Annotated in this window: 9 protein-coding genes and 2 pseudogenes; 9 read left to right on the forward strand and 2 right to left on the reverse strand. The window is 71.1% G+C overall.

Annotation, left to right across the window (positions count from 1 at the left end):
- The 8 genes and pseudogenes from IE249_RS16755 to IE249_RS16785 all read left to right on the forward strand — a co-directional run.
- Positions 1–670 (forward strand): hydroxymethylglutaryl-CoA lyase (locus IE249_RS16755; protein WP_229858688.1); only part of this gene is annotated, 670 nt, incomplete at its 5' end.
- Entirely contained in the window at positions 670–1,830 is a 1,161-nt protein-coding gene (locus tag IE249_RS16760) for an acyl-CoA dehydrogenase family protein (protein ID WP_189705624.1), read from the forward strand. The genes IE249_RS16755 and IE249_RS16760, both read left to right, overlap by 1 nt.
- 146 nt (positions 1,831–1,976) lie before the next feature.
- The gene (locus IE249_RS16765; protein ID WP_189705625.1) at positions 1,977–3,026 is read left to right on the forward strand and encodes an ABC transporter substrate-binding protein; all 1,050 of its coding nucleotides are present in this window, start codon (positions 1,977–1,979) and stop codon (positions 3,024–3,026) included.
- Between the two features lie 12 nt (positions 3,027–3,038).
- A pseudogene (locus IE249_RS37540) lies at positions 3,039–3,149 on the forward strand (siderophore-interacting protein); the annotation flags it as partial.
- A gap of 98 nt (positions 3,150–3,247) precedes the next feature.
- On the forward strand, positions 3,248–4,690 hold the full coding sequence (locus tag IE249_RS16770; RefSeq protein ID WP_189705626.1) for a pyridoxal phosphate-dependent decarboxylase family protein: 1,443 nt from the start codon (positions 3,248–3,250) through the stop codon (positions 4,688–4,690).
- Complete coding sequence (locus tag IE249_RS16775; protein ID WP_189705627.1) at positions 4,674–5,966, forward strand: lysine N(6)-hydroxylase/L-ornithine N(5)-oxygenase family protein; 1,293 nt, start codon at positions 4,674–4,676, stop codon at positions 5,964–5,966. The genes IE249_RS16770 and IE249_RS16775 overlap by 17 nt, the downstream gene beginning before the upstream one ends.
- On the forward strand, positions 5,963–6,523 hold the full coding sequence (locus IE249_RS16780; RefSeq protein WP_229858689.1) for a GNAT family N-acetyltransferase: 561 nt from the start codon (positions 5,963–5,965) through the stop codon (positions 6,521–6,523). The genes IE249_RS16775 and IE249_RS16780 overlap by 4 nt, the downstream gene beginning before the upstream one ends.
- Positions 6,520–8,286 (forward strand): annotated as a pseudogene (locus tag IE249_RS16785) (IucA/IucC family protein); the annotation flags it as partial. The gene IE249_RS16780 and the pseudogene IE249_RS16785, both read left to right, overlap by 4 nt.
- A gap of 83 nt (positions 8,287–8,369) precedes the next feature.
- Here IE249_RS16785 and IE249_RS16790 read toward each other — a convergent pair.
- A complete protein-coding gene (locus tag IE249_RS16790) occupies positions 8,370–10,034 on the reverse strand; it encodes a beta-N-acetylhexosaminidase (RefSeq protein WP_373304397.1) in 1,665 nt (554 codons plus the stop codon).
- 85 nt (positions 10,035–10,119) lie between these two features.
- On the opposite strand from IE249_RS16790, the gene IE249_RS16795 reads away from it, so the two are divergent.
- A complete protein-coding gene (locus IE249_RS16795; RefSeq protein ID WP_189705629.1) occupies positions 10,120–11,022 on the forward strand; it encodes a DUF4429 domain-containing protein in 903 nt (300 codons plus the stop codon).
- A 34-nt stretch (positions 11,023–11,056) separates the two neighbouring features.
- Here IE249_RS16795 and IE249_RS37545 read toward each other — a convergent pair.
- Positions 11,057–11,797 (reverse strand): metallophosphoesterase (locus IE249_RS37545; protein ID WP_229858691.1); only part of this gene is annotated, 741 nt, incomplete at its 5' end.

Raw genomic sequence — 11,797 nt, forward strand, 5'->3', positions numbered from 1 at the left:
GGTGCCCAACAGCCGTGGTCTGGAGCGGGCGCTCGCGCTCGACGCGCGCCGGATCGCCGTGTTCGCCAGCGCCACCGAGTCCTTCGCCAAGGCCAACCTCAACCGGACGGTGGAGGAGTCCCTCGCGGTCTTCGCACCGGTCGTGGCCCGGGCCAGGGACGAGGGCGCGCATGTGCGCGGCTATGTCTCGATGTGCTTCGGCGACCCCTGGGAGGGCGCCGTGCCGCTCCACCAGGTCGTCCGCGTGTGCAAGGCGCTGCTGGAGATGGGCTGCGACGAGCTGAGCCTCGGCGACACCATCGGCGTGGCCACCCCGGGCCACGTACTGGAGCTGCTGTCCGCGCTCAACGAGTCCGGTGTGCCCACCGACGTCATCGGCGTGCACTTCCACGACACCTACGGCCAGGCGCTCGCCAACACCCTGGCCGCCCTCCAGCACGGCGTCACCACCGTCGACGCCTCCGCGGGCGGCCTCGGCGGCTGCCCCTACGCCAAGTCCGCCACCGGCAACCTCGCCACCGAGGACCTGGTGTGGATGCTTCAGGGCCTCGGCATCGACACCGGTGTCGACCTCGGCCGCCTCGTCGCCACGAGCGAGTGGATGGCCGGCCGGCTGGGCCGCCCCAGCCCCTCCCGCACCCTTCGCGCCCTCTCCCACAAGGAGCAGTGATGAACCACCGCCTCACCCCCGAGCTGGAGGAACTCCGCCGTACGGTGGAGGAGTTCGCCCACGACGTCGTCGCGCCCAAGATCGGCGACTTCTACGAGCGGCACGAGTTCCCGTACGAGATCGTGCGGGAGATGGGCCGCATGGGCCTGTTCGGGCTGCCGTTCCCGGAGGAGTACGGCGGCATGGGCGGCGACTATCTGGCCCTCGGCATCGCGCTGGAGGAGCTGGCCCGGGTCGACTCCTCGGTCGCCATCACCCTGGAGGCGGGCGTCTCGCTGGGCGCCATGCCGATCCACCTGTTCGGCACCGAGGAACAGAAGCGCGAGTGGCTGCCCCGGCTGTGCGCGGGCGAGATCCTGGGCGCGTTCGGCCTGACCGAGCCGGACGGCGGCTCCGACGCGGGCGCCACGCGCACCACGGCCCGGCTGGACCCGGACACCGACGAGTGGGTGATCAACGGCAGCAAGTGCTTCATCACCAACTCCGGCACGGACATCACCGGCCTGGTCACGGTCACCGCGGTGACCGGCCGCAAGCCCGACGGCAGGCCGCTGATCTCCGCGATCATCGTGCCTTCCGGCACCCCCGGCTTCACGGTGGCCCCGGCCTACTCCAAGGTGGGCTGGAACGCCTCGGACACCCGTGAGCTGTCCTTCTCCGACGTCCGTGTGCCGGCGGCCAACCTGCTGGGCGAAGAGGGCCGCGGCTACGCGCAGTTCCTGCGGATCCTGGACGAGGGCCGCATCGCGATCGCGGCCCTGGCGACGGGGCTCGCCCAGGGCTGTGTGGACGAGTCGGTGAAGTACGCCAAGGAGCGGCACGCGTTCGGCAAGCCGATCGGCGCCAACCAGGCCATCCAGTTCAAGATCGCCGACATGGAGATGAAGGCGCACACCGCCCGCCTGGCCTGGCGCGACGCCGCCTACCGGCTGGTGGCGGGCGAGCCGTTCAAGAAGGAGGCGGCCCTGGCGAAGCTCTACTCCTCCACCATCGCCGTCGACAACGCCCGCGACGCCACCCAGGTCCACGGCGGCTACGGCTTCATGAACGAGTACCCGGTCGCCCGGATGTGGCGGGACTCCAAGATCCTGGAGATCGGCGAGGGCACGAGCGAGGTCCAGCGCATGCTGATCGCCCGTGAGCTGGGGCTGACGGGCTGACCGCACCACGCGCCGGACGGACGGCGGCAGGGCCGCTGACGAGCGCGGGCGCGGCGACCGACCCCTGGACAGTTACTAAGGTTAGGCTAACCTACCTTCGAACCTGTCCGGCGGGCGCCGCGCCCCGTTCGAAAGCGGTCACACCCATGCCCAAGTCCCGTGCCACACACCTCTCCCGACGCGGTGTCCTCGCCGCCGGCGGCGTCCTCGGTCTCGGCGCCGCGCTCGCGGCCTGCGGGGACGGGGACGCGAAAAGCGGCGGCTCGGACAGCGGGAGGGCGGCGGCGAAGTCCGGCCCCTGGTCCTTCGAGGACGACCGCGGCCGGACCGCCGAGGCCGGCGAGGTCCCCGCGAACATCGTCGCCTTCGTCGGCGTCGCCGCCGCACTGCACGACTACGGCGTTCAGAGCAAGGGCGTCTTCGGCCCGACCACGACCAAGGACGGCAAGGCCGACGTCCAGGCCGGCGACATGGACGTCAGCAAGGTGACCGTGCTCGGCAACGAGTGGGGCCAGTTCAACATCGAGAAGTACGCCGCCCTCGCCCCCGACGTCCTCGTCTCCACGATGTTCGACGACGCCGGCACCCTCTGGTACGTCCCGGAGGAGTCCAGGAAGAAGATCCTCGCCGTGGGCGCCCCCACCGTCGGCATCTCCGTCTACGACCGCCGGCTGACCGAGCCGCTGGAGCGGATGCTCGCGCTCGCCAGGTCGCTGGGCGGTGACGTGACTTCCGGAAAGGTCAAGCAGGCCAGGAAGCGGTTCGAGGACGCGGCCGCCCGGCTGCGCGCCGCCGCCAGGTCCAGGCCGGGCATCAAGGTGATGGCCGGCTCCGCCGGCCAGGACCTGTTCTACGTCTCCGGCACCGACCTCTCCATCGACCTGGAGTACTTCAAGGCCCTCGGCGTGAACCTCGTCGAACCGCCGGAGCGGGCCAAGGCCAGGGGCGGCGGCTGGTACGAGTCGCTGAGCTGGGAGAACGTCGACAAGTACGCGGCCGACATCATCATGATGGACAACCGCACCTCGGCCATCCAGCCCGCCGCCATCACCCAGGCCACCTGGAAGAAGCTCCCCGCGGTCAGGGCCGGCCAGGTCATCGCCCGCAACCCCGAGCCGATCCTCTCCTACGACAAGTGCGCCCCGCTGCTCGAGGACCTCGCCAAGGCCATCGAGAGCGCGAAGAAGGTCTCCTGACCCCGCCGGACAAGGCTGCGCCGCCGTTTCACCGGCGAGCGCGGGATCGACCGGCGCCGTGTCACCTCCGGCGGCCACTGGCGGCGCGGGATGACGCAGGAACAGTTGCGCGCGGAGGAGTGACTCCCCCCGCGGTGAGGCCGGTCGCGGCACAGGCCTGCCTCGGTCCAGTGAAATTAGGTTAGGCTAACCTAAGTAAGACGATCTCGGAGGACCCCCACATGCGCTCACACCTGCTCAATGACCTCACCGCCGAGCGCTACCGCCGCTCGGTGACCGAAGGAGTGGAGCGGGTGGCCGCCAGACTCGCCGCCACCGACCGTCCGTTCACCGGCGTCACGGCCGGTGAACTCGCCTCCCGCATCGACCGGATCGACCTCGACCGGCCGCTCGGCGACACCACGGCCGCCCTGGACGAGCTGGAGGAGGTCTATCTGCGGGACGCGGTCTACTTCCACCACCCCCGCTATGTCGCCCACCTCAACTGCCCGGTCGTCATCCCGGCGGTGCTCGGCGAGGCGGTGCTGTCCGCGGTCAACTCCTCCCTGGACACCTGGGACCAGTCGGCCGGCGGCACCCTGATCGAGCGCAGGCTCATCGACTGGACGGCCGCCCGGATCGGCCTCGGCCCGGGCGCCGACGGGGTGTTCACCTCCGGCGGTACCCAGTCCAACCTCCAGGCACTGCTGCTGGCCCGCGAGGAGGCCAAGGCCGACGACACCGCGAGACTGCGGATCCTCGCCTCCGAGGCGAGCCACTTCAGCGTGCGCAAGTCGGCGAAACTGCTGGGCCTCGGCCCGAACGCGGTGATCGCGGTCCCCGTCGACCACGACCGGCGCATGCGGACCCTCGCCCTCGCCCGCGAGCTGGAGCGCTGCCGCCGCGAGGGCCTGGTCCCCATGGCCGTGGTCGCCACCGCCGGCACCACCGACTTCGGCTCCATCGACCCGCTCCCCGAAGTGGCCCGGCTGTCCGACCGGTTCGGCGCCTGGATGCACGTCGACGCGGCCTACGGCTGCGGCCTGCTGGTCTCCCCCACCCGCCGCCACCTCCTCACCGGCATCGAGCGCGCCGACTCCGTCACCGTCGACTACCACAAGTCCTTCTTCCAGCCGGTCAGTTCTTCCGCCGTGCTGGTCCGGGACGCGGCCACCCTGCGGCACGCCACCTACCACGCCGACTACCTCAACCCGCGCCGCACGGTGGCCGAGCGCATCCCCAACCAGGTCGACAAGTCCCTGCAGACCACGCGCCGTTTCGACGCCCTGAAACTGTGGATGACGCTGCGCGTGATGGGCGCCGAGGGCGTGGGCCGCCTCTTCGACGAGGTGTGCGAGCTGGCCCGGGAGGGCTGGCGGACGCTCGCCGCCGACCCGCGCTTCGACGTCGTCGCCGAACCGGCGCTCTCCACCCTGGTCTTCCGCTACATCCCGGCTGCCGTCACCGACCCGGCCGGGATCGACCGCGCCAACCTGTACGCCCGCAAGGCCCTGTTCGCCTCCGGCGACGCCGTGGTCGCGGGCACCACGGTGGACGGCCGCCACTACCTGAAGTTCACCCTCCTCAACCCCGAGACCCGGCCGTCCGACCTGGCCGCCGTCCTCGATCTCATCGCCGGCCACGCCGAGCAGTACCTGGGAGAGTCCCTTGACCGCGCGTCCTGAAGCCCCGACCGCCCCCTGCGCCACGTACGATTTCGTGGGCATCGGGCTCGGTCCCTTCAACCTCGGCCTAGCCTGCCTGACCGAGCCGATCGCCGAACTCAGGGGCGTCTTCCTGGAGTCCAAGCCCGGCTTCGAGTGGCACGCGGGGATGTTCCTCGACGGCGCCCATCTGCAGACCCCGTTCATGTCGGACCTGGTCACGCTGGCCGACCCGACCTCGCCGTACTCCTTCCTCAACTACCTGAAGGAGAAGGGCCGGCTGTACTCGTTCTACATCCGTGAGAACTTCCACCCGCTGCGCGTCGAGTACGACGACTACTGCCGCTGGGCCGCGGCCCAGTTGAGCAGCGTCCGCTTCGGCACGACGGTCACCGAGGTGACGTACGACGAGGGCGACGAGCTGTACCGCGTGCGCACGCACACCGGGGACACCTACCGCGCCCGCCGTCTGGTCCTCGGCACCGGCACCCCGCCGCACGTCCCGGACGCCTGCCGCGACCTGCCCGGCGACCACCTGCACAACTCCCGCTACCTCGACCACCGCGAGGAGCTGAGGCGCAAGAAGTCGATCACCCTGGTGGGCAGCGGCCAGTCCGCCGCCGAGATCTACCACGACCTGCTCGGCGGGATCGACGTCCACGGCTACCAGCTGAACTGGGTCACCCGATCCCCGCGTTTCTTCCCCCTCGAATACACCAAGCTCACCCTGGAGATGACCTCCCCGGAGTACGTCGACTACTACCACGCGCTGCCCGAGGAGACCCGCTACCGCCTCACCGAGCAGCAGAAGGGCCTGTTCAAGGGCATCGACGGCGCTCTGATCGACGACATCTTCGACCTGCTCTACCGGAAGAGCCTGGCCGGCCCGGTCCCCACCCGGCTGCTCACCAACTCCTCGCTGAACAGCGCCTCCTGGGACGGCGGAACGTACACCCTCTCCTTCCGCCAGGAGGAGCAGGGCAAGGACTTCGAGCTGCGCTCCGAGGGCCTGGTCCTCGCCACCGGCTACCGGTACGCCGAGCCGGAGTTCCTCCGCCCGGTGCGCGACCGGCTGCGCTACGACTCGCGCGGCAACTTCGACGTCGGCCGCAACTACGCCGTCGACGTCACCGGCCGGGGCGTGTTCCTGCAGAACGCCGGTGTCCACGCCCACAGCGTCACCAGCCCCGACCTCGGGATGGGCCCGTACCGCAACAGCTGCATCATCCGCGAGCTGCTCGGCAGCGAGTACTACCCCGTCGAGAAGACGATCGCCTTCCAGGAGTTCGCCGCATGAACAGCACGGACAGTACGAACAGCACGGACAGCATGACCTTCGCCTTCCGGCCGCTGGACCCCCTGGAGGACGCCGAGCTGCTGCACGGCTGGGTCACGCACCCCAAAGCGGCCTTCTGGATGATGGGGGACGCCAGGCTCGAGGACGTCGAGCGCGCCTACATGGAGATCGCCGCCGACGGGCACCACCACGCGCTGCTCGGGCTGCACGAGGGCGTGCCCGTCTTCCTGATGGAGAAGTACGACCCCGCCCACCGGGAGCTCGTCGGGCTGTACGAGCCCGAACCCGGGGACGTGGGCATGCACTTCCTGGTCGCGCCCACCGACACGCCCGTGCACGGTTTCACCCGGGCCGTCATCACCGCCGTGGTCCGTCACCTGTTCGAGGACCCCGCGACCAGACGGATCGTGGTCGAGCCCGACGTGCGCAACAAGGCCGTGCACGCGCTCAACGCGGCCGTGGGCTTCGTGGCCGAGCGGGAGATCGACAAGCCCGAGAAACGGGCCCTGCTGAGCTTCTGCACCCGCGAGCGCTTCGAGAAGGCGGTGGCCACGTGACCCTCCCCGACGCCGTCGCCCACCTCACCCCCGGGCACTGGGAGCGCGCCGAACGTCATCTGATCCGCAAGGCGCTGGCCGAGTTCGCCCACGAGCGCCTGATCGCACCCCGCCCGGACGGCGACGGCCACACCGTCCGCAGCGACGACGGGCGGACCCGCTACCGCTTCACCGCCACCCGCCGCGCCCTCGACCACTGGCAGATCGAGGCGGACTCGATCACCCGCCACCGCGACGGCGCCCCGCTGCCGCTCGCCGCCCTGGACTTCTTCACCGAGTTCAAGTCCTCCCTCGGGCTGAGCGACGAGATCCTGCCCGTCTACCTGGAGGAGATCTCCTCCACCCTGGCGAGCACCTGCTACAAGCTCGCCAAGCCTCAGGTCACCTCCGCCGAGCTTGCGCGGAGCTCCTTCCAGGACATCGAGACCGGCATGACCGAGGGCCACCCCTGCTTCGTCGCCAACAACGGCCGCCTCGGCTTGGGCATCCACGAGTACCTCTCCTACGCCCCCGAGACCGCGAGCTGCGTACGGCTGGTGTGGCTGGCCGCGCACCGCTCACGGGCGTCGTTCACCGCGGGCGCCGGGATCGAGTACGAGTCCTTCCTGCGGGCCGAGCTGGGCGCGGACACGGTCGAGCGCTTCCACGGGCTGCTGACCGGGCGGGGCCTCGACCCGGCGGACTACCTGCTCATCCCCGTCCACCCCTGGCAGTGGTGGAACAAGCTCGCCGTCACCTTCGCCGCCGAGGTCGCCCGCGGGCACCTGGTGTGCCTGGGCGAGGGCGACGACGAGTACCTGGCCCAGCAGTCCATACGGACCTTCTTCAACGCCTCGAACCCGCACCGGCACTATGTGAAGACGGCCCTGTCCGTGCTCAACATGGGCTTCATGCGCGGGCTTTCGGCCGCCTACATGGAGGCGACCCCGGCCATCAACGACTGGCTGGCCCGGCTGGTGGAGAACGACCCGGTGCTGAAGTCGACGGGCCTGACCGTCATCCGCGAGCGCGCGGCCGTGGGCTACCGGCACCTGGAGTACGAGGCGGCCACCGACCGCCACTCGCCGTACCGCAAGATGCTGGCCGCGCTGTGGCGGGAGAGCCCGGTGCCCTCGCTCCAGGAGGGCGAGTCCCTGGCGACCATGGCGGCCCTGCTCCACGTGGACCACGAGGGCGCGTCCTTCGCCGGCGCCCTCGTCGAGCGCTCGGGGCTGCCCGCGCGCGAGTGGCTGCGCCACTACCTGCGCGCCTACCTCACCCCGCTGCTGCACAGCTTCTACGCCTACGACCTGGTCTTCATGCCGCACGGCGAGAACGTGATCCTGGTCCTCGCGGACGGGGTGGTGCGGCGGGCGGTGTTCAAGGACATCGCCGAGGAGATCGCGGTGATGGACCCGGACGCCGTGCTGCCGCCGGAGGTCGCGCGCATCCGGGTCGACGTCCCGGAGGACCACAGGCTGCTGTCGCTGTTCACGGACGTCTTCGACTGCTTCTTCCGCTTCCTGGCCGCGAACCTCGCCGCCGGGGGGATCCTCACCGAGGACGGATTCTGGGACACGGTGGCCGAGGTGGTGCGCGAGTACCAGGAGTCGGTGCCCGGACTCGCCGGGAGGTTCGAGCGGTACGACCTGTTCGCGCCCGAGTTCGCGCTGTCCTGCCTCAACCGGCTCCAGCTGCGCGACAACCGGCAGATGGTGGACCTCGCCGACCCCTCGGCCGCGCTCCAGCTGGTGGGCACCCTCGACAATCCGCTCGCGGGCCGCCGGCGCCCACGGCTCCCAAAAACAGGCGGGCGCCCCGGAGTACGGTCCTCCGGGGCGCCCGCCGCCCTGTGCGAGGCGCCGGGTCAGCCTGCCGGCCAGGGCACCTGTGGTGAGCGGTAGTAGCCGATGCCGAGGGCGTCCCAGCGGGGCGCCTGGGCGGCGAGGCGCACCTTGTAGGCGTCCCAGTCGTGCGTGGCCGCCGGCGACCAGCCGAGCTCGGCGGCGCCCGGCAGCCTCGGGAAGGCCATGTAGTCGATGTGGGCGGAGGTGGACAGGGTCTCCGACCACAGCGGGGCCTCCACGCCCCGCACGGCGGAGGCGGGCACTTGGGGCAGATAGCTCCCGGGATCCCAGTCGTAGGACCGCCGCACCTCGACATAGCCCGCCCAGGCCAGGCCCAGCGGGGTGTCCTTGGTGTACTTCATGTCGAGGTAGACCCGGTCGGCCGGGGAGAAGATCAGCCCGGTGCCGTTCTGCGCGGCCCGCGCGACCTGGGCCTTCTCGGCCGCGCTGGTGGAGTCCAGGCCCCAGTACTGGGCGAGGGCGCCCTTGGCCGGGGCGGCGCCGGTCAGCTGGTGCCAGCCGATGACCGTCTTGCCGTACTCGGCGACGATCGGCTGCACCCGGTCCATGAACTTCACGTAGTCGTCGTGGCTGGTGGAGTGGGCCTCGTCGCCGCCGATGTGGAGGTAGCGGCCGGGGGTGAGGGCGGCGAGCTCGCGGATGACGTCGTCCACGAAGCGGTACGTCACCTCCTTGGGCACGCACAGCGAGCTGAAGCCGACGTTGGTGCCGGTGTAGAGCGGGGGCGCCACCCCGTCGCAGTTGAGCTCGGCGTAGGAGGCGAGGGCCGCGTTGGTGTGGCCCGGCATGTCGATCTCCGGGACGACCTCCAGATAGCGGGAGGCGGCGTAGCGGACGATCTCCTTGTAGTCGGCCTTGGTGTAGTAACCGCCCTTGCCGCCGCCGACCTCGGTGGAGCCGCCGTAGGTGGCCAGGCGCGGCCAGGAGTCGATGGCGATGCGCCAGCCCTGGTCGTCGCTGAGGTGCAGATGCAGCTCGTTGATCTTGTAGAGGGCGAGTTCGTCGATGTAGCGCTTGACCTGGGCGACGGTGAAGAAGTGCCGGGAGACGTCGAGCATGGCGCCCCGGTAGGCGTAGCGCGGGCTGTCCTGGACGGTGCCGCCCGCGACCAGCCAGGGGCCGGGCCGCACGGACCGCTGCTCCACGGCGGCCGGCAGCAGCTGGCGCAGCGTCTGCACTCCGTGGAAGAGGCCGGCCGGTTCGCGGGCGGTGATGGTCACTCCCCCGCGACCGCTGTCGAGCCGGTAGCCCTCGGCGCCGAACGGTCCCTTGGCCAGGCGCAGTTCGATGCCGGCCCGGCCGTGCGTGGTCAGCGGCAGCCGGTAGCCGGTCGAGGGGCGCAGCAGTCCGGCGAGGTACTCGCCGACCCGGCGGGCCTCACGGCCGCCGTCGACACGGATGCGGGTGCCGGCGGTGATCCGGTACGGCGATCCGGCCGCCCGGACGGAGGCGGGCGCGGGGATGATCTGCCCCAGCGGGGTCGCCGTCGCCCGCGCCTGCCCGGCCGCGCCCGTCTGCCCGGCGGGTGCGGCGCCGGCCGCGAAGGCCCCGGCCGCCGCGACGAGCAGCAGCGACACCAGGGCGCGGGAGACCCGGGCGCGGGAGACCCGGGTCTTACGGGGATTGCGGGGATTACGGGGAGTCGTGCTGTGGTGCCGTCTCACATGCGCTCCCTTCACGCTCGTCTCGGGACCTTGAGCCCCGACGGTATAGACCACTCTCTCGCACCGGCGGTGAAACAATCCCCCCATGGCGGAAATCATCCAGAAGGACGGCACGTGGACCTTCGACGGCGACGCCCTCCGGCTCACTCCGGGACGCGACAAGAACGTCGGTCTCCTGCGCCGGACCCTGGGTGAACTCCTCGTCCCGCTGCGCGCGTTGGCCGGTGTGTCGCTGGAGCAGGGCAAGAAGGCGGGACGGCTGAGGCTGCGGCTGCGCGACGGCGCGGACCCGCTGCTGCACGCGACCGGCGGACGGCTGACCGAGCCCAACGATCCCTACCAGTTGCTGGTGGAGTCCGACCGCTACGGCGTGGCCGAGTACTTCGTGGAAGAGGTCCGCAGCGCCCTGCTCCTTGAGCGGGTGCCGGCCGGACCGGTGGCGGAGTATCTGCTGCCCGGTCCGTCCGTCCCCCTGTCGGTGGCCGCCGGGGACGGCACGGCGAGCTTCGACGGGGAGCGCGTCCGGCTGGAGTGGAACTGGAAGACGGAGGACGCCAAGGCCGCCGCGGGCGCCCGCACCCTGGCGCTGCGCGACATCACGGCCGTGGAGTGGCTGCCGGCGGTCGGCCTGGAGAACGGCCATCTGCGCCTGACCGTGCGTGACGCGCCCACCCAGGCCCCGCCCAAGTACGACCCGAACGCCGTGGAGCTGTGGGGCTTCAAGAAGGACCCGCTGATGGCACTGGTCGCGGCGGCCGTGCAGGCGCGGCTGCCGCACCCGTCGGCGCCCGCCGGCATCCCCGCGCCCTCCGGGCCCGTACCGGACGGCCCTGAGCCCGAGGACGCGCCCGGGCCCGCGCCGGCCGCCGAGCACGACCACGACGCCCTGCTGCGGCGGCTGCGCGAACTCGGCGAGCTGCACCGGTCGGGGGTGCTGACGGAGGAGGAGTTCAGCATGGCCAAGCAGGCGGTCCTCAAGCGGATGTGAGAGCCGGCCCGAGGGCCGCCCGCCGGCCCGGCCGCTACTTGGCCCGGCGGGCCACCGTGAAGTGGTCGACCTGCTCGCCGGTCTCGGCGATGCCCCGCACGGTCAGCGTGGCGTGGCGGCCGCGGGCGGCCGGGGTGACGTCCACGCGCAGGAACGAGTAGTCGAGATAGCGCACGCGCGACCAGTCGACGGTCTCGTTCTGCCGGGCGCCGTCCTTGAGGCAGACGAAGGAGGAGACGGACTCCAGGTCCTTCTCGTGGCCCTCGTAGGACTGGTCGGCGCTGAACGCGTAGAGGCTGCGGCCGGCCGCGCCCGCGGTGACGTAGACCACGCCGTCGGTCTCGGGGTAGGCGGTGCCGCCGATGGGGAGCTTCTTGGCGACCCGGTTGCCCTTGAGCACGTCGGTGCGCTCGTAGACGTGGTTGTGGCCGTTGATGACCAGGTCCACGGTGTACTTCTCGAACAGCGGCACCCACTCCTGGCGCACGCCCCCTTCCGAGGCGTGCGCGGTGGAGGTGCAGTAGGCGCAGTGGTGGAAGAAGACGACGACGAAGTCGACGTCCTTGGACGCCCGGTACTTCTTCAGCTGGGCCTCGAGCCACCTGGTCTGGGTTCCGCCGGACAGGCCCAGGTTCGCCGGGATCTCGAAGGAGACGTCGTTGGCGTCGAGGGAGATCACGGCGGTGTTGCCGTGGACGAAGGAGTAGACGCCCGGCAGGTTCTCGCGGTCGGGCCCGTTGCCGGGGAGGGTCCAACGGGCCTCCTCGCCGCCGTA

The organism is Streptomyces anandii JCM 4720 (assembly GCF_014650655.1).
Classification (GTDB): domain Bacteria; phylum Actinomycetota; class Actinomycetes; order Streptomycetales; family Streptomycetaceae; genus Streptomyces; species Streptomyces anandii.